Origin of the sequence: Pseudomonas sp. DCB_BI (assembly GCF_026240995.1) — a bacterium.
Classification (GTDB): domain Bacteria; phylum Pseudomonadota; class Gammaproteobacteria; order Pseudomonadales; family Pseudomonadaceae; genus Aquipseudomonas.
The window spans coordinates 46,815-71,496 of sequence record NZ_JAPFCG010000005.1; the positions used below are offsets into that span (position 1 = coordinate 46,815).

At 62.6% G+C, this 24,682-nt stretch carries 24 protein-coding genes; 9 read left to right on the forward strand and 15 right to left on the reverse strand.

Features of this window, described 5'->3' with window-relative positions:
- Nucleotides 1–543, forward strand: a complete 543-nt coding sequence (locus OO258_RS07080) for a DUF3833 domain-containing protein (protein ID WP_110743046.1) — start codon at nt 1–3, stop codon at nt 541–543.
- The gene (locus OO258_RS07085) at nt 540–722 is read left to right on the forward strand and encodes a DUF2256 domain-containing protein (protein ID WP_110743045.1); all 183 of its coding nucleotides are present in this window, start codon (nt 540–542) and stop codon (nt 720–722) included. Before OO258_RS07080 ends, OO258_RS07085 begins: the two co-directional genes overlap by 4 nt.
- On the opposite strand, the gene OO258_RS07090 is transcribed toward OO258_RS07085, so the two are convergent.
- The 7 genes from OO258_RS07090 to OO258_RS07120 all read right to left on the reverse strand — a co-directional run bounded on the left by OO258_RS07090 (nt 660) and on the right by OO258_RS07120 (nt 6,163).
- The gene (locus OO258_RS07090; protein ID WP_266029434.1) at nt 660–1,148 is read right to left on the reverse strand and encodes a DUF2878 domain-containing protein; all 489 of its coding nucleotides are present in this window, start codon (nt 1,146–1,148) and stop codon (nt 660–662) included. The two genes, OO258_RS07085 and OO258_RS07090, sit on opposite strands and share 63 nt — an antisense overlap.
- Nucleotides 1,148–2,410: an SAM-dependent methyltransferase gene (locus OO258_RS07095; RefSeq protein ID WP_266029436.1), complete on the reverse strand. Its 1,263-nt coding sequence runs from the start codon at nt 2,408–2,410 to the stop codon at nt 1,148–1,150. Before OO258_RS07095 ends, OO258_RS07090 begins: the two co-directional genes overlap by 1 nt.
- Entirely contained in the window at nt 2,385–3,194 is an 810-nt protein-coding gene (locus OO258_RS07100) for a DUF1365 domain-containing protein (protein WP_266029438.1), read from the reverse strand. The genes OO258_RS07095 and OO258_RS07100 overlap by 26 nt, the downstream gene beginning before the upstream one ends.
- Nucleotides 3,191–4,438, reverse strand: a complete 1,248-nt coding sequence (locus OO258_RS07105) for an NAD(P)/FAD-dependent oxidoreductase (protein ID WP_266029440.1) — start codon at nt 4,436–4,438, stop codon at nt 3,191–3,193. Before OO258_RS07105 ends, OO258_RS07100 begins: the two co-directional genes overlap by 4 nt.
- 3 nt (nt 4,439–4,441) lie before the next feature.
- Nucleotides 4,442–5,194: an SDR family NAD(P)-dependent oxidoreductase gene (locus OO258_RS07110; RefSeq protein ID WP_110743040.1), complete on the reverse strand. Its 753-nt coding sequence runs from the start codon at nt 5,192–5,194 to the stop codon at nt 4,442–4,444.
- A complete protein-coding gene (locus tag OO258_RS07115) occupies nt 5,191–5,613 on the reverse strand; it encodes a nuclear transport factor 2 family protein (RefSeq protein ID WP_266029444.1) in 423 nt (140 codons plus the stop codon). Before OO258_RS07115 ends, OO258_RS07110 begins: the two co-directional genes overlap by 4 nt.
- Nucleotides 5,614–5,716: 103 nt before the next feature.
- The gene (locus OO258_RS07120; RefSeq protein WP_266029446.1) at nt 5,717–6,163 is read right to left on the reverse strand and encodes a PAS domain-containing protein; all 447 of its coding nucleotides are present in this window, start codon (nt 6,161–6,163) and stop codon (nt 5,717–5,719) included.
- 155 nt (nt 6,164–6,318) lie between these two features.
- On the opposite strand from OO258_RS07120, the gene OO258_RS07125 reads away from it, so the two are divergent.
- The gene (locus tag OO258_RS07125; RefSeq protein WP_266029448.1) at nt 6,319–7,206 is read left to right on the forward strand and encodes a MerR family transcriptional regulator; all 888 of its coding nucleotides are present in this window, start codon (nt 6,319–6,321) and stop codon (nt 7,204–7,206) included.
- Nucleotides 7,207–7,260: 54 nt separating this feature from the next.
- On the opposite strand, the gene OO258_RS07130 is transcribed toward OO258_RS07125, so the two are convergent.
- The 3 genes from OO258_RS07130 to OO258_RS07140 form a co-directional block, all read right to left on the reverse strand.
- Nucleotides 7,261–8,442: a hypothetical protein gene (locus OO258_RS07130; protein ID WP_266029450.1), complete on the reverse strand. Its 1,182-nt coding sequence runs from the start codon at nt 8,440–8,442 to the stop codon at nt 7,261–7,263.
- Nucleotides 8,443–8,505: 63 nt separating this feature from the next.
- Nucleotides 8,506–8,973 carry a VOC family protein gene (locus OO258_RS07135; RefSeq protein WP_110743035.1) on the reverse strand — a complete coding sequence of 156 codons (468 nt, stop codon included), beginning with the start codon at nt 8,971–8,973 and terminating at the stop codon, nt 8,506–8,508.
- Nucleotides 8,974–9,083: 110 nt separating this feature from the next.
- A complete protein-coding gene (locus OO258_RS07140) occupies nt 9,084–10,703 on the reverse strand; it encodes an NADP-dependent glyceraldehyde-3-phosphate dehydrogenase (RefSeq protein WP_110743034.1) in 1,620 nt (539 codons plus the stop codon).
- 452 nt (nt 10,704–11,155) lie between these two features.
- Between OO258_RS07140 and OO258_RS07145 the strand changes: the two genes are divergently transcribed.
- The 3 genes from OO258_RS07145 (at nt 11,156) to OO258_RS07155 (ending at nt 14,395) form a co-directional block, all read left to right on the forward strand.
- The gene (locus OO258_RS07145) at nt 11,156–12,310 is read left to right on the forward strand and encodes a hypothetical protein (RefSeq protein WP_266029452.1); all 1,155 of its coding nucleotides are present in this window, start codon (nt 11,156–11,158) and stop codon (nt 12,308–12,310) included.
- Between the two features lie 73 nt (nt 12,311–12,383).
- Nucleotides 12,384–13,502, forward strand: coding sequence for a glycosyltransferase 61 family protein (locus tag OO258_RS07150; RefSeq protein WP_266029454.1), 1,119 nt, complete (start codon nt 12,384–12,386; stop codon nt 13,500–13,502).
- Nucleotides 13,503–13,546: 44 nt separating this feature from the next.
- The gene (locus OO258_RS07155; RefSeq protein WP_266029455.1) at nt 13,547–14,395 is read left to right on the forward strand and encodes a helix-turn-helix transcriptional regulator; all 849 of its coding nucleotides are present in this window, start codon (nt 13,547–13,549) and stop codon (nt 14,393–14,395) included.
- Here OO258_RS07155 and OO258_RS07160 read toward each other — a convergent pair.
- A complete protein-coding gene (locus OO258_RS07160; protein ID WP_110743029.1) occupies nt 14,360–14,941 on the reverse strand; it encodes a LysE family translocator in 582 nt (193 codons plus the stop codon). The genes OO258_RS07155 and OO258_RS07160 overlap by 36 nt on opposite strands.
- Nucleotides 14,942–15,354: 413 nt before the next feature.
- Between OO258_RS07160 and OO258_RS07165 the strand changes: the two genes are divergently transcribed.
- On the forward strand, nt 15,355–16,926 hold the full coding sequence (locus OO258_RS07165) for a TerC family protein (RefSeq protein WP_110743028.1): 1,572 nt from the start codon (nt 15,355–15,357) through the stop codon (nt 16,924–16,926).
- Here the strand turns inward: OO258_RS07165 and rarD are convergent.
- Nucleotides 16,889–17,776, reverse strand: coding sequence for an EamA family transporter RarD (rarD, locus tag OO258_RS07170; RefSeq protein WP_266029458.1), 888 nt, complete (start codon nt 17,774–17,776; stop codon nt 16,889–16,891). The two genes, OO258_RS07165 and rarD, sit on opposite strands and share 38 nt — an antisense overlap.
- Before the next feature lie 33 nt (nt 17,777–17,809).
- Nucleotides 17,810–19,396, reverse strand: coding sequence for an EAL domain-containing protein (locus OO258_RS07175; protein WP_266029460.1), 1,587 nt, complete (start codon nt 19,394–19,396; stop codon nt 17,810–17,812).
- A 300-nt stretch (nt 19,397–19,696) separates the two neighbouring features.
- On the opposite strand from OO258_RS07175, the gene hppD reads away from it, so the two are divergent.
- Complete coding sequence (gene hppD, locus OO258_RS07180; protein ID WP_110743025.1) at nt 19,697–20,773, forward strand: 4-hydroxyphenylpyruvate dioxygenase; 1,077 nt, start codon at nt 19,697–19,699, stop codon at nt 20,771–20,773.
- Nucleotides 20,774–20,795: 22 nt separating this feature from the next.
- Here the strand turns inward: hppD and OO258_RS07185 are convergent, their stop codons facing one another.
- Nucleotides 20,796–21,602, reverse strand: coding sequence for a CSS-motif domain-containing protein (locus OO258_RS07185; RefSeq protein ID WP_266029463.1), 807 nt, complete (start codon nt 21,600–21,602; stop codon nt 20,796–20,798).
- Nucleotides 21,603–21,733: 131 nt separating this feature from the next.
- Nucleotides 21,734–22,420 carry a type 1 glutamine amidotransferase domain-containing protein gene (locus OO258_RS07190; RefSeq protein ID WP_110743023.1) on the reverse strand — a complete coding sequence of 229 codons (687 nt, stop codon included), beginning with the start codon at nt 22,418–22,420 and terminating at the stop codon, nt 21,734–21,736.
- A gap of 195 nt (nt 22,421–22,615) precedes the next feature.
- Here OO258_RS07190 and OO258_RS07195 point away from each other — a divergent pair, with 195 nt between their 5' ends.
- Nucleotides 22,616–24,682 (forward strand): ATP-binding protein, encoded by a 2,067-nt coding sequence (locus OO258_RS07195; RefSeq protein ID WP_416309196.1) that lies wholly within the window; start codon nt 22,616–22,618, stop codon nt 24,680–24,682.

The window sequence follows — 24,682 nt, forward strand, 5'->3', positions numbered from 1 at the left end:
ATGAACCTTGGCAAAGCGCTGTTGCTAACCGGCTGCCTGCTTTTGGGCAGTTGCGGCAATGTGGGGGTCGAGCATTACGCCGGCGAGCAACCCAAGCTCGACCTGGCGGACTTCTTTTCCCGCCCTGTCCAAGCCTGGGGCATGTTCCAGAAGCGTTCCGGGGAGGTGGTCAAGCGATTCCACGTGCGCATCGACAGCCGTCGTGAAGGTGAGCGGCTGATTCTCGACGAGCATTTTGTGTACAGCGACGGCACACGCCAGCAGCGAACCTGGACCCTGGTGCCGGATGGCCCCGGCCGGTGGCGTGGCACGGCGGGGGACGTGATCGGCGAAGCGCAAGGTGAAGTGGCGGGCAACGCGCTGCGTTGGCGCTACCGGCTGGACCTGCCCGTGGACGGGAAGCATTGGGAAGTCGAACTGGACGACTGGATGTACCTGATGGATCAGGACACCCTGATCAACCGCTCCAGCATGCGCAAACTGGGTGTGGAGATCGGCCAGATCACGCTGTTCTTCCGTCGCCTGCCAGAGGGTACACCATGAGGCTGCACGGGCATGCCAGCAAGGTTTGCGCTACCTGCGGCCGGCCGTTCACCTGGCGCAAGCGCTGGGCGCGCTGCTGGGACCAGGTGCGCTATTGCTCGCAGCGTTGCAGGCGTTCAGCGCCACGCAGCCAGGCGAACCAACAAGGGCAAGGCCAACGCCCAGATCGGCACCAGTAGCAGGCCGGTCGCCAAAGGCCCGTGGGGCAAGGCTACATCGGCGAGCCTGGCCCCGCCCAGATAGGCCAGGGGGCCGCCCACTGCACCGATTGCCGCCCCGCGCAGGAACGGCCATCCGGCCCAGGCCAGGCTGTGGCGCAAGCCGCTGGCCAGCACCAGCCACAACAACGCCAGCCACAAGGGCAGCGGCCATGCGGCAAAATCAAACACACCCAAAGCCCCCAGCACGCTGTCCAGCACACAACCCGCCAAGGTCACACGCACCAGTGCCCTGGCTTCCGCACGCGGCTGTGGGCAAGCCCACAGGTGCAATGCCAGGCCCAAGGGCACCAGCAGCAACAGTGACGCGGTGCTGGCACCCAACACGCATAGCCACCAGCCGAGCTGCAGCCACAGCGCATTGGCAACCAGCCAGCGGGTAGCCATTACCTGTTCTCGGGCAACGGCGCGCGGCGGGCGTTCGGCGCTGCCCACAGCAGCTGCGCCACGCCGATGGCCCGCTCTTCAAAGCCGCCCTGGCAATAGCACAGGTAAAATTCCCACAAGCGCTGGAATGTCTCGTCATAGCCCAACGCCGCGAGCGGGGCGCGTGCCTGCTTCAGGTTGTCGCGCCAGTGCCGCAGGGTCAGGGCGTAGTCGACACCGAAGTCCTCCAGGTGCACGAGGTTGAGCGCGGTCTGGCGGCTGGCGGTGTCCAGCAACACGCTTAGCGATGGCAGGGCGCCGCCGGGGAAGATGTAGCGCTGGATGAAGTCCACCGAGCGCCGCGCCTGGTCATAGCGCTGGTCACGAATGGTGATGGCTTGCAGCAGCATCAAGCCATCCGGCTTGAGCAAGCCTGCGCACTGGCGAAAGTACGTGGGCAGGTAGCGGTGGCCGACCGCCTCGATCATCTCGATGGAAACCAGTTTGTCGAATGTGCCGCGCAGGTCGCGGTAGTCCTCTTGCAGCACCGTGACCTGTTGTTCCAGGCCAAGGTCTTTGACCCGTTGACGTGTATAGCTGTACTGCGCCTGTGACAGCGTGGTGGTGGTGACCCGGCAGCCGAAGCGGCTTGCGGCATGGATTGCGAGGCTGCCCCAGCCAGTGCCGATCTCCAGCAGGTGGTCGCTTGGGCTCAGGTCGAGTTTCTGGCAGGTGCGCTCCAGCTTGTGCCGCTGGGCCGCTTCCAGCGTTTGGCCGGGGTGCTCGAACTGGGCGGCCGAGTACATCATGGTGGGGTCCAGCAGGTGCTCGAACAACGTGTTGCCCAGGTCGTAGTGGGCCATGATGTTGCGTCGCGCACCGCGCCGGCTGTTGCGGTTGAACCGGTGCAGCAACCGCAGGGCGGGGCGGCCGAGCCGTGCCAGGCCGCCTTCCAGGGCATCGAGCACCTCAAGGTTGGCGACGAACAGGCGGGTGACCAGCCCCAGGTCGGGGCTGCGCCAGTACCCATGGATATAGGCCTCGCCGGCACCGATCGAGCCATTGCCCGCCAGTAGGCCCCAAGCGGCGTCATCAAGGATTTCCACCTCTGCCTGCAGGGCACTGTCAGCATCGCCGAACGCCCATTGCCGACCGTGACAGAGCAAGCGCAGGTGGCCATGGCGCAACTTGGCCAACTGCGCCAGCACGGCGTTGCGCGCCAGCCCGCCAAGCCAGGGTGCAAGGCCTGCCGACTTGCTAACGCTCAGGGTGGGATTCGACATGATCAGAGTCCTCGCAAGGTTGGCCAAGGGCCAGGTCAGCCTGGCTGGCGATGTGGTTGTGGATGGGCGTGCGCTTGCAGAAAAGGCGCAAGGCTTGCCAGTAAATGCCGGTCACGGTACGCAGGCTCATCCAGGGAAATGCCAGGATGTAGCGGTGCAACGCCGGGCGATCCAGTGGCTGGCGCTGCAAGGCCAGGTCGGCCTCGAATACCTTGTGGCCGCGTCGCCAGTTTTCCATGTGGATGCGCACCCGCGTTTCGTCGAGGTGGAAGCGCAGGCGGTAGTCCATGTCCAGCGGCATGAACGGCGATACATGGAAGCGCTTGGTCAGGGAAAAGTGTTGCGCCAGCCCGCCTTGCACCGGCAACACGTAGTGGAACCGCTCGCGCCATGGGGTGTTGCGAACCTCCAGCAGAATGGCCTGCAGGTGCCCGTCGCGGTCGTGGCAGAAATAGAAGCTCACCGGGTTGAACGACAGCCCCCAGCAACGCAGTTGGGTCAGCAGGCGTACCGGCCCGTCGGGCATGCGCCCAGTGGCCTGGCCTACCAGCAGCCGCGCGGCCTGGGCAAGCGGTTGGCCTTGGCGGGTCAGCGCCGGCAGGTAGTCGGTCTCCCGCCAGCTCAACGGTGCCAGGCGTGACCTTCTCAACCAGCGGGACAGGCCGAGCAGCCAGCCTTGTTCGTCCAGGTCCAGGTAGAACATGCCCACCCGGTAGCGAAACGCATGTGGCCGCGGGCCAAGGCGCCGATGGCTGATCCAACCCAGGCACAGGCTGCTGTTCATAGTTGTTCACCAAAGTGGCTGGCCACCTGCAGCGCGCTGGCGACGCCGTCTTCGTGGAAGCCATTGCCCCAGTAGGCGCCGCAGAAATAACTGTGCATGTAGCCCTGCAATTGCGCGTGGCGCGGCTGCGCCGCAAATGCGGCAAGGCTGTATTGCGGGTGGGCGTAGGTGAAGCGGGCGATGATCTGGGTCGGGTCGATGAGCGCGGTCTGGTTCAGGCTGACACAGAAGGTCACGGGGGCCTGTATGCCCTGCAGGATATTCATGTTGTAGGTCAGCGCGGCCGGCGCCTGCCCGTTGTCGCCCAAGCGATAGTTCCAGCTGGCCCAGGCTTTGCGCCGGCGTGGCAGCAGGCGGGTGTCGGTGTGCAGCACCACATCGTTGTCGGCATAGCCGATGGCACCCAGCACGGCGCGCTCTTGCCGGCGCGGCGCTTCCAGCAGGGCCAGGGCCTGGTCGCTATGGCAGGCGAACACGACCTTGTCGAAGCGCTCCGTGCCGGCGTCGCTGTGGACAGTGACACCGCCTTCGTCACGAGCGACCCGGTAAACCTTGCAGTCCAGACGCACCCGTTCGGCAAAGGGCTGGCTCAAGGGCCCGACATAGCTGCGCGAACCGCCCTGGATCACCCGCCATTGTGGGCGCCGGTTCACCGACAGCAAGCCATGGTTGCGGCAGAACCGCACGAAGAACTGCAACGGGAAGCCCAGCATGTCCGCGCGCGACATCGACCAGATCGCCGAGCCCATGGGCACGATGTAGTGTTCGATGAACCGCCGGCCATAGCCTTTTGCCTGCAAATACGCGCCCAGCGTGGTGTTGGTGTCGATGCGCCCGGCGTCGAGGTCGGCTACCGCCTGGCGGTTGAAATGCAGGATTTCGCGCAGCATCCCCCAGAACCCCGGGGACAGCAGATTGCTGCGTTGGGCGAACAGGGTATCCAGGTCGTGACCGTTGTACTCCAGGCCGCTGATCGGGTCATGCACCGAAAAGCTCATCTCTGTTGGCTGGGAGGCGACGTTGAGCTGGTCCAGCAAGCGAATGAAATGGGGGTAGGTCCAGTCGTTGAACACGATGAAGCCGGTGTCTATGGCATACCGTTCGCCCCTCAGGGTGACGTCGACGGTATGGGTATGGCCACCGATCCAGCTGTCGGCCTCGAACACCGTTACCGTGTGCCGACGAGACAACAGGTAGGCGCAGGTCAGGCCTGCAATGCCGCTTCCGATAATGGCTATACGCATGGGTTATTCCTGTTCATGGCGTGCCAGGCGTTGGCCCAGCGCCAGGCGCAGGCGCGCCGGCAGCGCTCCAAGCAGGCGCAAGCACCAGGTGAAAAGGCCAGGGAAGTTGATTTCCAGCGGGCGCCGAGGCAGCCGCCTGACGATATGGCGTGCGGCGCGCTCGGCCGACCACATTTGCGGCATCGGAAAGTCATTGCGCCGGGTTAGCGGGGTGTCGACAAACCCCGGGCTGACCAGGGTCACGTCGATGCCTTCGCGGGCCAGGTCAATGCGCTGCGATTCCATCAGATAACGCACGGCGGCCTTTGACGCGCCATAGGCACCCGCCCTGGGCAGGGCGAACCAGGTCACCGAGCTGCCGACCACCACCAGGTGCGGACGTACACCTGCGCGCAACAAGGGCAGGGCGGCCGCCAAACACCGGCAGACGCCCAATAAATTGGTACGCACCACGCGTTCGACCAATGCCGGGTCGAAGTGCCCAGGTTCCAGGTATTCACAAGTGCCTGCGTTGAACACCGCCATATCCAGCGCGCCCCAGGCTTGCTGGATTCGTTCGGCGATCTGCGCCACCTGCGCAGGGTCGTCGAGGTCGCCGTCGGCCAGCAGCACCTGGCCGGGAAACCGCTCGGCCAAGGCCTGCAGCGGTTGCCGACGGCGGCCACCCAGCGCCACCTGGTGGCCTTGCTCCAGCAGTGCTTGGGCGAGTGCGGCACCGATGCCGCTGCTGGCGCCGGTCAGCCAACAGCGGCTCATGCCAACCTGCCCTTGAGCCAGCGAATGGCACCACCCATGAGCGGTACATGCTCGTACAGCAAGGCGCCTGCGTCGAAAAAGTCCTGGTGAACGTGGACGCGGTCACGCCATTGCAGATAGCTGCAGCCCTGCACGGTCACCGGGCCGCCGCTGGCTAGCCGTGGGTGGCGAAATTGCAGGGTCCAGCGCAGGTAGCCCTGGCCAGGCAGCACCTCGTCGGCGGCGTCGAAGGTGTAGCGGATGTCCCGTGCGTTGGCGTACAGCTGGGCGAAGTAGGCCTGCAGCGCCTCCAGGCCGTGAATCTGATGCAGGGGGTCGCGGAAGAGCACCTCCTCGCTGTAGAGGTTTTCCAGCGCGTCGAGGTTATCCCCATCGAGCCTGGCGAAGCGTTCGGCGAACTGCTGCAGGTAAGATGACATGCTTGGCTCCGGACCATGCTGTACAACAGTGGGTTGTTGTACAGATATAGCTGAAGCCTAGGGATAAAGCTGTACAAGATCAATGTTCTTGTACAGATTTTGTTTAACGGTTTTTTTCCTGCAACTGACGACGCAGTTCAGCGACCTCCGCTTCCAGCTCGAGAATGCGTGCTTCGGCAGTGATCTGCCTGGAAACATCGTGTTGAATGCCGATGTAATAGGTGAGCTGGTCCGCTTCGTTATACACCGGGGTGATGGACAACTCGTTCCAGAACAGGCTGCCGTCCTTGCGGTAGTTGCGCAGCACCTCCCGGCAAGGCTCACCCTTACGGATTGCCGCGCGGATCTGCCTGACGCCCGCCTGATCGTGGTCCTCGCCCTGCAGGAACCGGCAGTCCTGGTAGAGGATGTCTTCGGCGTTGTAGCCGGTCAGGCGCTCGAAGGCCGGGTTGGCATAGATGAGGATACTGTCCTGGCCTTCCTGCTCGGCAACGACAATGCCGTCGTTGGAGTGCTCGACCATGAGTTGGAGGAGTTTTGCGTTGATCATGCAGGCCCACCTACGAAAATGTAGTGTCAGGTAAGCGCAGCGTAGCCCCATGTGCAAGGCTTCGGGCGCGATTAGTTGCATGATGACCCAGGTCGGCGCTGCGCAGAAGGGTAGGTATGGGTTTACAATGGGCCACCTCCCGGACGGCCCGCTTGATGACTGAATTTTCCTCACCCGAACTGATGCCCATGCGCGATGTTGTGACCCTCACGGGCATCAACCCGGTCACGCTGCGTGCCTGGGAGCGGCGCCATGGGTTGATCCACCCGCAACGCACCGAGGGTGGGCACCGGCTGTATACGGCCGAGGATGTGCAGCGGATACGCGACATCCTGCACTGGACCGCCAATGGGCTGCCGATCAGCAAGGTGGGTGAGCGGCTTGCCGGCCAGCGCAAGGCGCCGGTGCACTCGGGCTTGGCCTTCGCTGACTGGCGCGCTGCCGTACTGCGTGCAACCAAGGCGTTCGATGGTCAAGCACTGGACGTGCTGCACGGCCAGTTGTTCACGCTGCTGCCCAAGGCCACCGTGCTGCGTGACGTACTGATGCCGGCCTGGCTTGAACTGGCTTCAGGCCGTGCTTTTGGGCAACGCAGCCAATGGCTGTTCTTCGATACTTTTCTGCGCGCCCGCCTGTTGTTGCGCCTGCACATGAACCAGGCCGATGCGCCGCGCGTGTTGCTGGCAGGCACCGAGGGGCACGCCGAATCGCAACTGCTGTGTACCGGCCTGTTATTGAGCAGCGAGCAACAGCGCATCGACGTGCTCGGCTGCGGGCAACCACTGGCAGAGCTGGCGCTGGTGTGTGCGGCTATGCAGCCTGCGGCGCTGGTGGTTGCCGTAGAGGGCCCGGTAAGCGCGGCCCTGGCCCGGCAACTGCGGGCCTTGCAGATGGAGATCGCTTGCCCGCTGGCGTTGCTAGGCGAGGGGCTGGCAGGCTCACAAGCCGAATTACAGGGCATCCCCTTGCGCGTGCTGGACGAACAGGGTGCTGACATCGCCGCGGTGCTGAGTGCCTTGCTTGCCGGTGGGCTGGAGCTTTGAGCTCGCCGGGGTTGAAAAGCCAGGGCAGCACCACGGTTTTTTGCAGCCAGGTGTTCAGCGTTCGCGCATGAAAAAGCCGGCGACGAATTTGCGGAAGGTTTCCAGGCTTTTGAAGTCGGCGTAGCGCTTGAAGTTTTCGGTATCCGGCTCGGGGCCGATCGGCTGCTCCAGCAGTGATACCGACAGTACCCGGTCCTGATCCGAGGTCATGACCAGCTCATCTGCCACCTGGCCCCCAATGACCGGCCGGCGCATCTGCACTTTCACACCCTTGCTTGCCATCCAGTCGACCAATGACACCAAGGCCTTGAGTGGTTCGCGTTCTTCATCGCGGTACACCGGGAACAGGTGGGCGCGTGACAGTACCGGCACGCTGGCCACATGGATCAGCTCGTAAAAATGGCTGCCCGCACTGGTCGGTGAGTACAGCATCAGCGCCAGCAGTGGCCCAGTGGTGCGGTTGCCGCCCCAGTACAGGTGGTGCCCCTGGAAATCGAAACCGTCGTCGCTGCGATTGTTGAACAGCTTGCGCCCCTTGATCTGGTCGACGCAGTCCAGCAGCAGGCCGTGACGGCGGTGGTTGCCGAACACCTTGGCTTCGCGCAGGCGGGCCTTGAGCATCATCATGTGCTTCATGTCCAGGCGGGTTTCCAGGTAGTTGCTGGCGGGCACCCGCTCCAGCAATGGGTAGCGGCTGGCGACACTGCGCAGTTCGGCGAACAGCCCGGTCAGGTCCTTCTTCAGGTGCGTGGCATACAGGTTCAGGCCGCTGGTTTCGATCCAGGTCAGCAGCAGCGACAGCAGCCGCTGCTGCTCGCGTCGTTCACTGCCATCGCCGCCAGCAGTGGTACTGTCGGAACGAAAGTCGCTGATCAGGCGCAGCGGCGTGTCGGGCGGCAGCCAGGCAGCAGGTGGCGTGGGGTCGCTCTCGCGCTCGGCGGCTTCCCGTTCGTCCTTGGTGAACGGGCAGCCAAGGGCGTGCTCGGCGGTGCCCGGGTTGTTCTTGAGAAACAGCGTGCCAGTGTTGCCGTTCAGGGTGACGTTAAGCACCGGCAAGGCGTCGCTGCGGCAGTCGCAGGCCAGCCACTGGTTGGCGTTGCGCACCTTCATCAGCAGTTGGTTGGCCTGCAGCAGGCGCGGGCCGAGCAGGCTGCCGGTGGCGAAACCGACCAGCAGCTCCTCTTCGGCGGGGGTCAGGCTGCGCACCTGGGCGGCGGTTTTGTCGATGATTCGCATGAAGCAGCTCCAAGCTACGAGCCCCAAGCTTCAAGCAAAGTGGCGCCGCTTTCAACTTGCCGCTCAGTTGCCGCCAAACATCTTCGCGGCACGGGCGCGGATTTCCTCGTGCGTCAGGTCCTCCTTGTGGGTGGAAACGAACCAGATATTGCCGAACGGGTCCTTCAGGGTGCCGCTACGGTCGCCATAGAACTGGTCGGTAAGGGGGTGCAACTGGGTACCGCCAGCGGCCAGCGCCTGGGCATAGACTTTGTCGCAATCTTCGACATACAGGTGCAGGCCCACGCCTGCGCCACTGAGCTTCTGGCTGGCGGTGAGGCCCCCCTCCATGTCGCAGGGGTCGCCCAGCATCAGCGATGAATCGCCTATTTTCAGCTCGGCGTGGCCCACCCGCCCGCCGGGGCCGTCAAGGCGGAACACCTCTTGCGCGCCAAAGGCCTGCTTGTAGAACTCGATGGCCTTGGCGGCATCATTGATGGCCAGGTATGGGGTCAGGCTATGCTGGCCCTCGGGAATGGGTTTGGCTGCCATGTTCGACGCTCCTGTGCAGAGGGCGCCGGCCGGCGCCCTGTTGCTTAGAGTCGTTTGCGCAGAGGGAAAATCGACAGCGGTGCTAGATCGATTCTCTATAAGCGCGGCGTTCAGAAGATGTAGTCGGTCGTCAGGAAGGTCGATTCACGGTTGCGGATGATCTCGCTGATCAGCTGCTTGTTGGCTTCCTGGAAGCGTGTGGCGACCAGGGTGCGGATCGAGAACACGCGCAGTGCGTCATGTACCGAAAGGGTGCCTTCGGCGCTGTTCTTGCGGCCGTTGAACGGGTAAGTGTCCGGGCCACGCTGGCATTGGGCGTTGATGTTGATGCGCCCGACCTGGTTGGCAAAGATGTCGACCAGGCTACCGATGGTTGCCGGGTCGTTGCCGAACAGGCTCAGTTGCTGGCCGTAGTCGGAGTCCAGCACATAATCGATCACCGTCTGCAGATCGCGATAGGGCACCACCGGCACCAGGGGGCCGAACTGCTCTTCATGGTACACGCGCATGTTGTGATTCACCGGGTAGAGCAACGCCGGGTAGAAGAACGAGCCGCGGCTGCTCCCGCCACCCTCGTTCAGTACGCGAGCACCTTTGGCCGTTGCATCGGTGACCAGGCCGTCGAGGTAGTCGACCTTGCCGGGTTCGGGCAGCGGTGTCAGCGCCACGCCAGGTTCCCATGGCATGCCCGGTTTGAGCGCGGCGAGCTTGCGCTGGAATTTGTCGAGGAACGCCTCGACCACGTCTTCGTGGACGAACAGGATCTTCAGTGCCGTGCAGCGCTGGCCATTGAACGACAGCGCCCCGGTAACGGCCTCTTCCACGGCGTTGTCGAGGTCGACCTGAGGCAGCACGATGCCTGGGTTCTTGGCATCCAGGCCCAGCGCAGCGCGCAGGCGATGCGGGCGCGGGTGCAGTTTTTTCAGGTCACTGGCCGCCTTGTGCGTGCCAATGAAGGCAAATACATCCACCTTGCCGCTGGCCATCAGTGCGCTCACGGTTTCGCGGCCACGGCCGTAGATGACGTTGATCACCCCCGGGGGGAAGCTGTCGCGGAATGCTTCCAGCAACGGGCGGATCAGCAACACGCCGAACTTGGCCGGCTTGAACACCACGGTGTTGCCCATGATCAGCGCCGGAATCAAGGTGGTGAAGGTTTCGTTGAGCGGGTAGTTGTACGGCCCCATGCACAGTGCCACGCCCAATGGCGCGCGGCGAATCTGGCCAAGCGTACCCTGTTCCAGTTCGAAACGGCTGGAGCGGCGGTCGAGGTCCTTGAGCGCGTTTATGGTGTCGACGATGTAGTCGCAGGTGCGGTCGAATTCCTTTTCCGAGTCCTTCAGGTTCTTGCCAATCTCCCACATCAGCAGCTTGACTACAGCCTGGCGCTGTTCACGCATGCGGGCGAGAAAGGTTTCAACGTGCTGGATACGCTCTGCCACGCGCATGTTCGGCCAGGCGCCGCGGCCCTTGTCGTAGGCTTGCACGGCGGCATCCAGCGCGGTCAGCGCAGTGTCGGCATCGAGCAGCGGGGCACTGCCCAGTACCACCTGGTGTTCTTCGCTGCCGCCCTTGAGCCAGACCGGGCTGCGTACCGTGGCCAAGGGGCCGTCCCAGCGCCTGAGCTCTCCGTTTACCAGGTAGTCGCGTTGTTCCAGCGGGGCCCCCAGGCGCCAGATTTCCGGGATGTCCCCGGCGCTTGGGAAAAGTGAATCGAGCAGACGGTCCATGGGTACTGCACCTCACATTACAGGGCGGGTTTACGGCCAGGTGAATCGCTTCAGCCTGGAGCATGCACCGCCTGCGGAAAAAACACCAGTCTGGCTCAGGATCGCGCCCCGTGCCTCCGGGGAGTTCACCATGCATGCCTGTGCGTTATGCAAAAGGGCAATCAAAATGAATGGGCAAATAGCGAAATTGTAATAGGGTGCTGTGGGGGCGGCATGTTTATAGCAATAACTTATCCAGGCACACATTGTTGAAGGGAATTTGACGCCATTAAACGTATTCAAAATGGCCGTGAAGTGTGCTTGCCAAAGGGTTTGCGGGCATCTTAAATTGTTACTGGATGTGAGATGAAAGTGCTGGGTTAGTTGATCATTATCAAAGCGTTAAGTGCGCTTGCTGAGTTTTTCTCTTTTTCCGGTAGACCTTAGGGCTTTAAAAGGACGTTGAGGAATAAATGAAAGCGACCTTGACTGCAGCGGCGCGAAAATTCATCTCGCCCTCTATGCGATACGAAATCAGGCAGCTGGCCAGCATAGTGCGTGAGGTGATGGCGCGTGCCTGTTTTTGGCGCTGGGAAGTGGCGAGGTTCCGGCTGCAACAGGAAAGCCCCTACGAAATTGTCTATATCGGCAGGAAACAGCAACGCGAAATGGCCAAGCTGCTGATTGGCGGCAAGGGGCAGGGGAGTGCGTCGATCGTTGACAGCGCAAGCTCCACGGCGCCAGCCGATCACAGGGTGCTGATCAGCGAAATGCCCACGACCGGCGCGTTGTCAGTGCCCCATTATCTGAGTGCGGTAGTACCACTGGGGCGTTCGCTGGAAGACATCACCGCGCGCTACGACAGCGAACTGCGGCGCAGCATTCGCAAGAACCGCCCGTTGTACCAGATGCGCCAAGCCCTTTCGGACGAAGAGATCGCCATGGCGGACCGCGCCCTGCTGCGCCCTTACGCCAGCGCCAGGCAGGGCATCCATGCCGCACAGTTTCCCACGGAAGAAGTGTTCCGCATCGCCAGGCAGGTTGGTCGGCTCGACCTGATTACCGTCGATGGCGAGGTGATCGGTTGCCACCTCGGCTGCGAAGTCGTGCGTGCTGGCAAGCGTTACTGGAGCACATTGCGTTTCGGCTACTGCGAAGCGGTGTTCAGCGATGCCAAAAAGCTGCGCGAGGTGAATTCGATTACCACCTACATGGCCCTCGAATGGGCGCTGCAGCAGGGTTTTGACTATTACGATATCGGCCTCTGCCTGGCCCGCCCGGACGATGGTCTGCTGAAATGGAAGCGCCGCCGCGGCGGCGATATCGACTCGCTGGGTAACCATGCCTATCTGTTTGTTCGCCTGCCCAAAACCGGCACGGCGAAGTTTCTCTGGGACACGCCGATGTTCGCGGTGGAAGGCGACAAGCTCACGTTGCACCTGGGCTTGCCCGAGGGGCCGAGCGACGAGGAAGTGGCCAGCCGATACCACGAAATGGTCTTCGGCGGCTTGCACAAGATCTACCTCTACGGAGGTAACGGTGCAGGTGAGCCGTTCGTCGAGAACCTGCGCAGTCGTTACGCCAGTCTGCAGTCGCCGCCCACGATGGAGCGGGTCACCTGCAGTTGAGTCGTTGCCAGGGAGGCCTTGATCTGGTGCCAGGCGCCAGGCTTCACACCTCGTCATCAAGGGGGAGCGCTTCATGGGAGGCGACATTTCGCAGTTCAGTGCATCGTCCGCCGCCAGGCGGCACACCTGGACCTTGGCCGCCTACCGCTACATGGCGCGCAAGCGGCTGGGCAAGAACACGGCCATCGATCTCAAGAGCATCGCCAGCAAAAGCTGGGACATTGCCCCGGGCGAGACCACCGTGTCGCCGCCGGCCATCTATTTGCCTGGCCAGCTGGAGCGGGTGACAGGCTGGGAAGGCAAGCGTTTCTACCCCTACGTGCACCCTGCGCGCACCATGGAAGGCGGCATCAGCACGCTGCAAGGGGCTACTCGCGGCTACCTGATCAAAGATGTGTGGCTGGTCGATGGGGCGCTGTACAAGGGCAAGGCCAGTCACTGGCTATCGCTGAAGCCGAGTACCTTTCCGAGGATTGCGGTCGATCACGAGATCGACCGCGCGGCGATCTACTGCACGCAAAATGGCAACTCGTGGTTCGGCACCTGGCTGATGGAGGATTGCCCCACTTATGCACTGGCCTGTAACGAAGGCATACCCGTGACCACCGCACCCTCGGCCAGGTACCCGCTGTTTACCCAGGCGCCGGCCTATGAGGACTGGCTGGACATGAAGCCGCTGCGCCTGCGCAGTGCGTTCTTTCGCGAGCTGGTGCTGTTCGATGACCAGAGCAACAACCGCAGCCGGCATGCCCGCTACCGGGCCATGGGTGACAAGCTGCTGTCGCATGTGCCGCATGCGCCACACCCCGGGGTGTTCCTGCTGCGCGGTGGTGATGGTGACCTGCGGCTGCTGCGCAACGAGCTCGAGCTTGCCGAGCACTTGCGCGTTACCCGTGGTTTTCGCATCGTCAACCCGTTGAAATCCGATGTGCCGAGTATTGTTGCAGCCTGCGCCGGGGCCAAGGTGGTCGTCGGGGTGGAGGGTAGCCAGTTGGTGCATGGCGTGAACGTGCTACAGCCCGGCGGCTGCCTGCTGACCTTGCAGCCGCCGAATCGCTTCGTCAGCTACTACAAGTACCTGACGGATCGGGACAACCAGCATTTCGGCTTCGTGGTGGGTATACCGGAAGGGGATGGCTTTCGGATGGATATCGGTGAAGTGGAGCGCACGTTGGACCTGTTCCCGCGGTAAGTGTGTAGTATCCACGCTCATGGTTGCGGCGGGCGGGGCATGGGATGATCGAGGTATCACGGTTCTGGCGCGACCCTGCGTTGCCGTTTGTCGAAGCCCGAAGGGTAGGGGACGGGCGGCAAGTCTGCTACGCCGCGCACTCCCATGAGTCCTTTTCAATCGGGGTGATCACGGGTGGGCGCAGCACCTACCTGAATGGTGACCAGCGCGTCGAGGTGGCGGCGGGCATCACTGTGCTGATGAATCCAGGCGTCGTACATACCTGCAACCCTGTTGCCGGGGAGCCGTGGTCCTACCTGATGCTGTTTGTCGACTTGCCGTGGTTGCAGGCGCAGGGGTTCGCCCTGCCGAGGCAGACCTACAGCACCTCGGCGGTGTTGTACCAGCGCTTGTTGCAGGCCTTTGCCGACCTGTTCGATCCCAGCCTGCATGATCGCGAGTCCCGTCTAGCGGCCCTGTTCAGGGGGATGCCGGCGTTACTGGACGATGTTGCCCCGGTGCATGATGAGGGCAACCCGCGGCTGGATGCAGCGGCAGCTTTCATACGCGCCCATCGCAGTGACCCACTCAGCCTCGAGGACATCTGCATGGCCTGTGGCCTGTCCCGTTCCTACCTGATTCGTGCTTTTCGCCAACGCTTCGGCCTGACGCCGCATGGCTACCTGCTGGACCAGCGCGTGCAGTTGGCCCGGGCGCAGTTGCGCCAGGGCCGGGCGATTGCTGAGGTTGCGCAGGAGGCGGGGTTCGCTGATCAGGCACACCTGCAGCGGGCATTCAAACAGCACCTTGCGGCGACACCCGGGCATTACAGAAATGCCGTTGCTAGCTTGGGCGCTCCTGCAGAAGCCGTGCATGCCTTAAAGCACCAGGTAAACCGCGCTGGCGACCAGTAACACGGCCAGGCTCCGATTGAGCATGCGCAGGTGATGTGGGTTGTGCAGGTACTGGCGAATCACGCTGCCGGCCCAGGCCCAGGAGGCCACCGAGATGAAACAGATTGGGCCATAGATCCAGGTAAACAGCCACAGCAAGTGCTGTTCACCGCCGGTGTAGGCGCCCACCCCGGCAACGGCTGCCAACCAGGCTTTGGGGTTGAGCCACTGCATTGCTGCGCCGTGCCAGGCTGAAGAGGGTCGGCCGGGCTGTGCGTTGTTCAGGTTACCGTCGTCACTGGCCAGCTTCCACGCCATATACAGCAGAAACGCCACCCCGCCCCAGTGCAACATCAGGCCCAGCAAAGGCCAGCGCAGCAGCAGTTGATGCAGGCCCAGCCCAACCAGCACCAGCAGCAGGCAGAAACCCAGCGTGGCACCGGCTACATGCGCCATGCTGGCGCGCAGGCCATGGCGGGCACCGCTGCCAAGGGCGACGATGTTGACCGGGCCGGGGGAGATAGAGGCCGCAAGGGCGAAGGCGGCCATGGACAGGGATAGGCTCATGAGGAAGATCCGGGTGATGTGGGGAGCCGTCATCCTCGCGTGCCTGGCGCTTTGATGTATTGAACAAAAGTACCTGCTTCCGCCCGCCGTCAGTGCCAGTTTGTCTCAGTCTTGTTTCAGTGAGGCGGCAGGGCCCCATGGCGTGACACAGGCAGGCACGGAAGAAGTGTCACGATTGACCTTCTGAATCGTAACGGGCAGCAACGCTGCGACGATGAATGTGGGGTGGCGATGGAGGGGTACAGGTTTTGTAATAGTTTTGCGCTACAACAGCAACCTGCTGTCCTTGTAGCATCACTGTCCCAATCTGTTATCAAGGTCTATATGAGCACCTTCGCGGAGCCCCCCAGTCTTCGGCTTTTCTGGCCATCCTTCCCCCGTCCCCGTGACGTTTCCCTCGTGAGTACCCGCTAATGGAATGGCTAGCCGACCCCACGGCCTGGCTGGGCCTGCTGACGCTTATCGTCCTCGAGCTGGTGCTGGGTATCGACAACCTGGTGTTCATCGCCATCCTCGCCGACAAGTTGCCGCCACACCAACGCGACCGCGCGCGGGTGATTGGCTTGAGCCTGGCGCTGATCATGCGCCTGGGCCTGTTGGCCAGTATTTCCTGGATGGTCACCCTGACCGCGCCGCTGTTCGAGGTATTGGGCAAGAGTTTCTCCGGCCGTGACCTGATCATGCTGTTCGGCGGCGTGTTCCTGTTGTTCAAGGCCACCATGGAATTGCACGAACGCCTGGAAGGTCACGTGACCCAGGCCAGTGGTACCCTGCGCCATGCCGCGTTCTGGCCGATCGTTGCCCAAATCGTGGTACTGGACGCAGTGTTCTCGCTGGATGCCGTGATCACGGCGGTGGGCATGGTCGATGAGCTGTCCGTGATGATGATCGCGGTGATCTTCTCGATCGGTATCATGATCGTTGCCAGCAAGCCGCTGACCCGCTTCGTCAACGCCCACCCCACAGTGATCATGTTGTGCCTGGGGTTCCTGATGATGATCGGTTTCAGCCTGACGGCGGAAGGCCTGGGCTTCCATATCCCGAAAGGTTACCTGTACGCGGCCATCGGCTTCTCGATCCTGATCGAGCTGTTCAACCAGCTGGCGCGCGCCCGTCGCAAGCGCAGCCTGCAACAGCACAAGCCGTTGCGTGAACGCACTGCACATGCCGTGCTGCGCCTGCTGGGCGGCCGTCGGGTCGAGGCTGACGAGGTCGGCGAGGAAATCGCCGACCTGGTCGAAGGTGGCGGGGAGCAGGTGCTGTTCGACCGCCGTGAACGGGTAATGATCAGTGGCGTGCTGAACCTGGCCGAGCGGCCAATTCGAACGGTGATGACCGCACGTGCCGAGGTTGACCTGATCGACCTCGCACAGCCGGCAGAGGCCATCACCCAGGCCTTGGCCAATTCGCCGTATTCGCGCCTGCCGCTGATTCGCGATGGCCGGGTCGATGAACCGTTGGGCTTCGTGCACAAGAAGGAGCTGCTCAAGGAATTGCTGTCGGGCAGTCAGCCCGACCTGGAGGACATGGCTCGCGTGCCGCTGAACCTGCTGGAGAGCTTCAGCATTCTCAACGCGCTGGAGCAGATGCGCGGCCAGTCGACCCACATCGCCTTTGTGGTCAACGAATTTGGTGACTTCACCGGCCTGCTGACCATGACCGACATCCTCGAGTCGATTGCCGGTGAACTGCCGGATGCCAGCGAAGTGGAAGGCCCAGGCATTGTCCAGGAGGGCGCTGGCTTTGTGGTCAGTGGCGCATTGAACCTGAGCCAGGTGCAGGCACGTACTGGCTTCTGTGCCCGTGCTACCGAGGACTACCAGACCCTTGCGGGGTTGGTGATGAGCCTTCTCGATCGGCTGCCGATGGTCGGCGACCAGCTGGCCTGGAATGGCTGGACGCTGACCGTGGAGGCGATTGAAGAGCGACGGGTGCGCCAGGTGCGCCTTATACCGACCGGCGACGCTGACGCAGCAGGTGCCTGAAGCCCTCGAGGATTAGCACCAGCACTGCGGCCCAGATCGGCAGGTAGGTCAGCCACTGGTCCGGGCCGATGGTTTCGCCCAGCAGCAACGCCACGCCCACCAGCAGCACGGGCTCGACGTAGCTGAGCAGGCCGAACAGGCTGAATGGCAGCATGCGGCTGGCCAGCACGTAGGCGATCAGGGCCGAGGCGCTGATCGCGCCAAGGATCGGGATCAGCGCATAGAGTCCAGGGTGTGCCTGCAGGTCGGCACCGGAAAGCGGGCCCTGGGTGACGAAGTACAGCGCCCACGGCAGCAGCAGGCACATGTCGCACCACAGGCCACCCAGGTGGTCGGTGCGGCAACGCCGCCGCAGCACGAAGTAGATCGGGTAGCCGATCGTCACCAACAAGGTTTCCCAGGCAAAGCTGCCGTTCTGGTACAACTCGTGCCCCACGCCCAGTGCGGCGCAGCCCACGGCCACCTTTTGCAGGCGCGACAGGCGCTCGCCATACACCAGTCGCCCGGTCAGGACCATGGCCAGCGGCAGCAGGAAATAGCCCATCGACACTTCCAGGCTGCGCCCGTGCAGGGGCGCCCAGAGAAACAGCCACAGCTGCACGCCCATCAGCCACGAAGTGCCGACCATCCCCAGCAACAACACCGGCGTGCGCCTAACCCGCCCCAGTAGCTCGGCGACGCGTTTCCAATCTTTCGAGACGAGCATGAACAGGGTAAGGCAGGGCAGCGTCAAGAGGGTGCGCCAGCCGAAGATTTCTTCGCCATCGAGTGGCTCGAGCAGGGAGGTATAGAAGTACATCACAGCGAACAGACAGGACGCCATGACCGATGAAACAATGCCTTTTGACACGAGTGCCTCGAATACGGGAGTTGAGCGGGTGGATCAGCCGCGCATGATCTCAGGGGGCGCGGCTTGCGGCAACAGCGCTGCGCCTGGGCGGGCAGCCAGCGCCTCGAGAAACTGCGCGGCGGGCATGGGCCTGGCGAACAGGTAGCCCTGCTGGAAGTCCACCTCATGGCGGGCCAGGTAGTCGCGTTGGGCTTCGGTTTCCACGCCTTCGGCCACGATGCCCAGGCCCAGCTTGGCGGACAGCTCGATGATGGTCTCCAGAATGTGCACAGACAGCGCATCGGCCCCGATCATGGCCACGAAGCTCTGATCGATCTTCAGGTAGTCGACCTTGAACTGGCGCAGGTAGTTGAGGCTGGACTGGCCGGTGCCGAAGTCGTCCAGGGCGATCTTGACGCCCATGGCAGCGAGCTTCTCGAACAGCTCCAGGGCTATTGGCGTGGGCTCGATCAGCTTGCGCTCGGTCAGTTCCAAGGTCAGCACTACCCGGCCCGGCGGGAAGTGCTGCAGGAAAGTACGGCAATCATTCAGCAGGTTCAGGTCGCGGCAGTGGTCGGCGGTGATGTTGACGCCTATGTGGAAGCCGTCCTCGAGCAGCCCGGCGTAAGGTGCGAGGCTCTGTGCCGTGTGCATCATCAAGGCGCGAGTCATGGCGACAATCTGCCCGCTGTGTTCAGCGTAAGGGATGAACAGATCGGGGCGCACCAGCCCTTCCTGGGGGTGGTTCCAGCGCATCAGCACTTCGGCGCCGGCCCAACGGAAATCGCCCTTGCGCACCACTGGCTGGAAGTACGGCAGGAACTCATCGGCCTCCAGCGCCCTGCGCAGTTCGGCACGGGGTGAGCTGGCGCGGCGAACCTGCCAGCGGCATACCAGGGCCGCAACCACGCCCAATACAATCAGCAAGGCAACCAGGGCAGGGTAGTGGCTGCGCCACAACTGGCCTTGGTAGCTGGCGTCATAGCCGCCCTGCACGCTGAACGGGTAACGCGTCGAGCCAAGCAGCACGTTTGCATTGGCGGCGGGGGGCGGCAGGCCCTTGTGGACGATGCCATCCTTGCCCATCCAGGCGTTACCTACGCGGATGTGCAGGTTAACGTCGGGGCCGATCAGGCGCAGTGCTGTCAGCAGGTGGTCGCCATCCACCGTACTGATTGCCCCCTGGTCGCCGGCGCTGGCACGGTACACCAGCAGTGCGTGCCCAGGGGTGACTGAATTGCCGTCCATCAGCCACAGCTTGCCGTCGACGTAGTCGGCCGGGTTGACCGGCTCAGCAAAGGCGCCGAAAAGGGATGTGCAATACAGGCTGTTACCCCGGAACAGGTTGGTCGAACGCACGAACGCGTTGCGCGTGACCTCCGCGCGCAGCCTGAGCTGCACCTCGTCGCAAGGGCTGCGGGCCAGCGGCAGCAGAACATTGGCAGCCTTGGAAAGGCTGTCGAGGATGCGTTCGACATGCGCCACGACCTGGCGAGCGGTAGCCTGGCTGCTTGTTTGCATCTCCCGTTCGACCTGCCAGTTCATCACGATCAGGCCGCACATCAGCGGCAGCACACCGACGACCCAGGGTAGCAGGGTGCGCCAGCTGAGCGTGGCGCGGCGTTTGGCGTTAAGGGGCATGCGGACCTGGCTACGATAAGGGACAACGAGAGAATAGCCGCTTGTCGCTGTGTGCGAGCAACTAAACCGCGACAAACAATTTTACGCAATGTAGAATCCGTTTACGAATACAACAATAAGGTTCTTCACTTCCGAAGGATCAAGCCCGCCGAGAATGGGTCCATATGACACACCATGGGTTCAAGCTGATCATAGGTGACTTCCTCGCCCGCAGCGTGCGGGGCATCCCGTGCTCACCGCCGTTTCTGTTCCACATCCCACGCAATCAATACTATTTTCGCTGCAGATGAGGACACGAACATGGCTGATATCTTCGACAATCCAATGGGCCTGATGGGCTTCGAATTCATTGAACTGGCGTCGCCGACCCCCGGCGTGCTCGAGCCAGTGTTCCAGATCCTTGGCTTCACCAAGGTGGCTACCCACCGTTCCAAGGATGTGCACCTGTATCGCCAGGGCGGCATCAACCTGATCCTGAACAACGAACCCAAGAGCATCGCTTCGTACTTCGCCGCCGAACACGGCCCGTCGGTCTGTGGCATGGCGTTCCGCGTGCGCAATGCCCACGAAGCGTATGCCCGTGCCCTGGAGCTGGGCGCCCAGCCGGTGGAAATCGAAACCGGCCCGATGGAGCTGCGCCTGCCGGCGATCAAGGGGATCGGTGGTGCGCCGCTGTACCTGATTGACCGTTTCGAAGAAGGCAGCTCGATCTATGACATCGACTTCAATTTCATCGAAGGCGTGGACCGCAATCCGGTAGGTGCGGGCCTGAAGATCATCGACCACCTCACCCATAACGTTTATCGCGGGCGCATGGCTTACTGGGCCGGCTTCTATGAAAAACTGTTCAACTTCCGTGAAATCCGCTACTTCGATATCAAGGGTGAGTACACCGGCCTGACGTCCAAGGCGATGACTGCCCCAGACGGCATGATCCGCATCCCACTCAACGAAGAGTCGTCCAAGGGTGCGGGGCAGATCGAAGAGTTCCTGATGCAGTTCAACGGCGAGGGTATTCAGCACGTCGCCTTCCTGACCGATGACCTGCTCAAGACCTGGGATGCGTTGAAGGGCCTTGGCATGCGCTTCATGACTGCGCCACCGCAAACCTACTACGAAATGCTCGAAGAACGCCTGCCAGGCCACGGCGAACCGGTCGACCAGCTGCAAGCGCGTGGCATCCTGCTGGATGGGGCCTCGCAGCCTGGAGACAAACGCCTGCTGCTGCAGATTTTCTCGGAAACGCTGCTTGGGCCGGTATTCTTCGAGTTCATTCAGCGCAAGGGGGATGACGGCTTTGGTGAAGGCAACTTCAAGGCGCTGTTCGAGTCCATCGAGCGTGACCAGGTGCGTCGCGGTGTGTTGAGCACCGACTGACGGCCTTGCGCTGCCGACGCCGTCATGTCGCGTCGGCGGCGTTGCTGCGCCTGATGGCACGCGCCCTGAACAGGGCAAGGAAGACCATGGCCCCGGTCAGGATACCTACCAGTATCAGCGAAGGGAGGGTCTGCAGCATCGATTGGCGAATTTCCAGGGTGGTGAACCCTTCGGCATAGCCGCCCTTTACCCTGTATCCGTACTTCGCTGATACCGCGCTGACCGAAAACTCGGAGTGCGAGGGGCGCTGGCCGGTGCGACTGTCACCTTCGCTCCAGATGTAGCGGTCGCCAAATTCCAGCAACAGCGTCAAGCCGTCCTGGAAACCGTCGAGCTCGTTACGAAGCTGGGAGGCGTAGGCGGTCGCGATGACGCCCCGGTTGTTGCCAGGCAAATAGAAGTTGACCAGCAGTCTGCGGCGTTTGTCAGCTGGCCCATAGGAAATTTCCACCTGCCGACCCGACAAGGCGAAGGACGACAAGTGCGCCAGCGAGTCCGAGGTGGTGCTGCAATAGGCCTGGTTGTCCTCTAGCAAGGTCAGTGACCTCAGCATCGAGCGACTGGCGACCTGGTCCTGCAAGGTGCTTTTGACGGTGCCGCAGGATTGGCCGGCAAGTGGCAGGGCCAGCACCGCAGCTTCCTGCAATCGGTCCAATGCCTGGTCGACGCTGTAGACCGCTTCCTGTACTGAAATTGCCGCGTTTTCCGCGAGTTTGGACTCCAGTTGGAAAACCATCACCAGCAACCCGGACACCACAGGCACCAGCCCCACCGCCATGAGCAGCAGCACCTCCAGCAGGCTGCGCCCGGCGTGCACAATCTTCGACATAGGCCAATCGCTCCGCTACAACGCTGTTCGAGGTGAACAGCCGAGCCCAGAGCCTATGTGTTCAACGGCCGGTCAACTGTAGGCCGAAGGTAACGTGCGCTACAGGAAAACCGGAAATCTGGGGTAGGCCATTAGCTGGCTCTGAGCCTGGCGAGCACTGCCTTCGCCAGAGCGGACGTAGAGGCAGGGTTTTGCCCGGTGATCAGCCGGTCATCGGCAACCACGAAGGGCTGCCAGGGATCATCATGCTTGCTGTATGTTCCGCCGCGGCCAACGAGTTCGTTTTCCGTCAGGAATGGCACTGTCTTGTCCAGCTCGACCAATTTTTCTTCGGTATTGGAAAAGCCGGTCACCTGCCGGTCCTTCAGCAGCAAGCTGTTATCGCTGAGCTTGATGTTCAGCAAGCCGACCACGCCGTGGCATACCGCTGCCACAATGCCCTTGTTCTCGTAGATCTTGCGCGCCAGTTCCTGCAGGGGCTGATTGTCGACGAAGTCATACATCACCCCATGCCCGCCGGTGTAGTAGATGACACTGTAGTCCTCGGCCTTGACCAGGCCGGGGCTGAGGGTGCTACCCAGTCGCGTCATGAACTGCTTGTCGTCGTACCATTGCCAGTCCAGGTCGGGTGCCATTTGCAGGCTGTGCGGGTCGATGGGAACATACCCGCCCAACGGGCTGACATAATCGACGCTATAGCCGGCCTCTTCGACCTGCTCGACAAAGTGCACGGCCTCACCCAGCCATAATCCGGTCGCCCGCTTGAGGGTTGGATACTTGGCTGTATTGGTCAGTACCACCAGCATTTTCTTGCTCATGACCACGCTCCTGTCGGCAACCTGAAGAGGCCGTTGCTTCCCGGCCCTAGGGAAAACCTAATGAGCATAGCTGCCGGCTGCAAGTCCGCCATGGATGGCAACGCGTGCTGTGCTAACTTGAACAAGGCCCACAGGGCAGGCCTTGGATAGCCTGCCAGCACCGTGGCCAACCCAGAGCCTTGCAGGAGCACGATATTGGTCGCACATGGAACACCATCCGGGCCTGAGACGCAGGTCGGCTCGCCGCCGCCAGCTGTACTTGGGCGCGAGCGTATGGCGGAGCGGATTGCGCAGTTCGACTGGGGGCGCACGTCCCTCGGGCCGCTGGTACGCTGGCCGGCTTCACTGCGAATTGCCGTCGACATGATGCACCTTTCACCGTTCCCCTGTGCCGTGGTTTGGGGGAGCGACCTGTGCGTGGTGCACAATGATGCCTACCGGGCACTGCGGGCCGGGCCCAGGGACGGCCTGGGCATGGCCTTCGATGCGCTGTGGAGCGACGTGTGGTCGGCAGTGGGGCCATGGGTGTTCCAGGCTCTCGAAGGGCGTGCGAGTTACGTCGAGGACCCGCCCCTGCGCATCACGTGTGGCGAGCACGCCGAGCCGCTCTGGTGCGCGTTCGGCTACGCGCCCTTGCACGATGAGCAGGGCAGCGTCGCGGGTTTTTTGCACACGGTGATCGAGAGCACTGCCAGCGTCGAGGCACACCACCGCTGGCGTGAACAGGTGCAAGGCTTCGAGCGGCAGATCGAGCGACATGTGGCGGAGCGCGAGCAGATCTGGCGGTTGGCGCGCGATCCCATGATGACTGTCAGCGCTGACCTGAAGGTTCAGGCTGTCAACCCCGCCTGGTCGCGCATCCTGGGTTGGACCGAAGCACAGGTGCAAGGGATGCCGGTGTTGGACCTGGTGCATCCGGCCGATGCCGCGGAAGTTCACGTGGCTATTTCCGGGCTGCTGCAATACTGCGATGCCGACCTGGTCGAAACCCGCCTGCGTCACCGCGACGGGCATTACCACTGGTTCAGCTGGAGTGCGCGATTCGATGGGCACCTGATGACAGCCGTTGGCCGGGACATCACCGATGAGCGCGAGCTGGCCGCGCGTCAGTCTGAGGCGCTGATGCGCAGCAATGAGCGCATGGAGGTGGTCGGCCAGCTGGCCGGCGGCATGGGCCATGAGATGAACAACCTGCTGTCCGGTATCGGGGGGAGCCTGGAACTGTTGCAGCGGCGCCTTCAGGAGGGGCGGCTGGAGCGGTTGGAGGCCTATGTGGACGTAGCCCGGGATTCGGTGCTGCGGGCCATGGAGCTGACCCATCGCTTGCTGGCGTTCTCCCGCCACCAACCGCTCGCGCCGAAGCCGCTGGATTTCAATCGGCAGCTGCGCCTGAGCGAGCCGCTGCTGTGCAAGACGCTGGGCGCAGAAATGCGTCTGCACTGGCAGCTGGATATCGCGCCGTGGGCGGTGAACCTGGACGTACCGCAGCTTGAGAATGCGCTGATCAACCTGTGTGCCAATGCCCGTGAAGCCTGCCTGGAACGCGGCAATGTCACCATCCGCAGCGTCAATGAACGCCTGACCGACAGTTTCCCGGATCAGGACGGTCTGCCGCCAGGTGATTACCTGGCCCTGCATGTCGAGGATGATGGCCACGGTATGCCGGCTGCGGACATTGCCAGAGCATTCGAGCCATTTTTCACCACCAAGCCCATCGGGCGGGGGTTCGGGCTGGGCTTGTCGATGGTGTATGGCTTTGTCCGTCAGTCGGGAGGGTACGTGTGGATTGATTCGACCCCGAACCTGGGAACCAAGGTTTCCATGCTCTTCCCGCGCTGGCCCGAGCCGTTGGCCGAGGAACCAAAGCCCGTGCAACGGTTGCAGCGCGCCGCCCGGGGCGAGCGGTTGTTGCTGGTCGATGACGAACGCAACCTGCGGGCTGTCATGCGCGAATACCTGACCGAGCGCGGCTTTCAGGTTGTCGACGTGAACGATGCCAATAGCGCGTTGGAGCGGTTCCGCCATGATGGCCCGTTCGACCTGGTGATTACCGACATCGGCTTGCCGGGCGGCTTCAGCGGCCGGCAGGTGGCCAAGGCCATGCGCATGCAGCTGCCACTGCAGAAGATCATGTTCATTACCGGGTATGCCGAACATCCGATCGAAGCTCAGTTGCTCGAACAGCCGGGCACTGCATTGCTGAACAAGCCTTTTTCGCTGGCAGACCTTGCCGATGAGGCGCTGCGAATGCTCGAAGAGTAG

What these genes read in the sequence shown, in the direction of transcription:
- OO258_RS07140 (WP_110743034.1), bottom strand. Translation starts at nt 10,703, where the DNA reads ATGGACCGTCTGCTCGATTCACTTTTCCCAAGCGCCGGGGACATCCCG.
- OO258_RS07110 (WP_110743040.1), bottom strand. Translation starts at nt 5,194, where the DNA reads ATGAGCCGCTGTTGGCTGACCGGCGCCAGCAGCGGCATCGGTGCCGCA.
- OO258_RS07135 (WP_110743035.1), bottom strand. Translation starts at nt 8,973, where the DNA reads ATGGCAGCCAAACCCATTCCCGAGGGCCAGCATAGCCTGACCCCATAC.
- OO258_RS07115 (WP_266029444.1), bottom strand. Translation starts at nt 5,613, where the DNA reads ATGTCATCTTACCTGCAGCAGTTCGCCGAACGCTTCGCCAGGCTCGAT.
- OO258_RS07105 (WP_266029440.1), bottom strand. Translation starts at nt 4,438, where the DNA reads ATGCGTATAGCCATTATCGGAAGCGGCATTGCAGGCCTGACCTGCGCC.
- OO258_RS07155 (WP_266029455.1), top strand. Translation starts at nt 13,547, where the DNA reads ATGATCGAGGTATCACGGTTCTGGCGCGACCCTGCGTTGCCGTTTGTC.
- OO258_RS07190 (WP_110743023.1), bottom strand. Translation starts at nt 22,420, where the DNA reads ATGAGCAAGAAAATGCTGGTGGTACTGACCAATACAGCCAAGTATCCA.
- OO258_RS07150 (WP_266029454.1), top strand. Translation starts at nt 12,384, where the DNA reads ATGGGAGGCGACATTTCGCAGTTCAGTGCATCGTCCGCCGCCAGGCGG.
- OO258_RS07160 (WP_110743029.1), bottom strand. Translation starts at nt 14,941, where the DNA reads ATGAGCCTATCCCTGTCCATGGCCGCCTTCGCCCTTGCGGCCTCTATC.
- OO258_RS07125 (WP_266029448.1), top strand. Translation starts at nt 6,319, where the DNA reads ATGACTGAATTTTCCTCACCCGAACTGATGCCCATGCGCGATGTTGTG.
- OO258_RS07080 (WP_110743046.1), top strand. Translation starts at nt 1, where the DNA reads ATGAACCTTGGCAAAGCGCTGTTGCTAACCGGCTGCCTGCTTTTGGGC.
- OO258_RS07100 (WP_266029438.1), bottom strand. Translation starts at nt 3,194, where the DNA reads ATGAACAGCAGCCTGTGCCTGGGTTGGATCAGCCATCGGCGCCTTGGC.
- OO258_RS07090 (WP_266029434.1), bottom strand. Translation starts at nt 1,148, where the DNA reads ATGGCTACCCGCTGGCTGGTTGCCAATGCGCTGTGGCTGCAGCTCGGC.
- OO258_RS07185 (WP_266029463.1), bottom strand. Translation starts at nt 21,602, where the DNA reads ATGTCGAAGATTGTGCACGCCGGGCGCAGCCTGCTGGAGGTGCTGCTG.
- OO258_RS07095 (WP_266029436.1), bottom strand. Translation starts at nt 2,410, where the DNA reads ATGTCGAATCCCACCCTGAGCGTTAGCAAGTCGGCAGGCCTTGCACCC.
- OO258_RS07145 (WP_266029452.1), top strand. Translation starts at nt 11,156, where the DNA reads ATGAAAGCGACCTTGACTGCAGCGGCGCGAAAATTCATCTCGCCCTCT.
- OO258_RS07175 (WP_266029460.1), bottom strand. Translation starts at nt 19,396, where the DNA reads ATGCCCCTTAACGCCAAACGCCGCGCCACGCTCAGCTGGCGCACCCTG.
- OO258_RS07085 (WP_110743045.1), top strand. Translation starts at nt 540, where the DNA reads ATGAGGCTGCACGGGCATGCCAGCAAGGTTTGCGCTACCTGCGGCCGG.
- OO258_RS07120 (WP_266029446.1), bottom strand. Translation starts at nt 6,163, where the DNA reads ATGATCAACGCAAAACTCCTCCAACTCATGGTCGAGCACTCCAACGAC.
- OO258_RS07165 (WP_110743028.1), top strand. Translation starts at nt 15,355, where the DNA reads ATGGAATGGCTAGCCGACCCCACGGCCTGGCTGGGCCTGCTGACGCTT.
- OO258_RS07130 (WP_266029450.1), bottom strand. Translation starts at nt 8,442, where the DNA reads ATGCGAATCATCGACAAAACCGCCGCCCAGGTGCGCAGCCTGACCCCC.
- hppD (WP_110743025.1), top strand. Translation starts at nt 19,697, where the DNA reads ATGGCTGATATCTTCGACAATCCAATGGGCCTGATGGGCTTCGAATTC.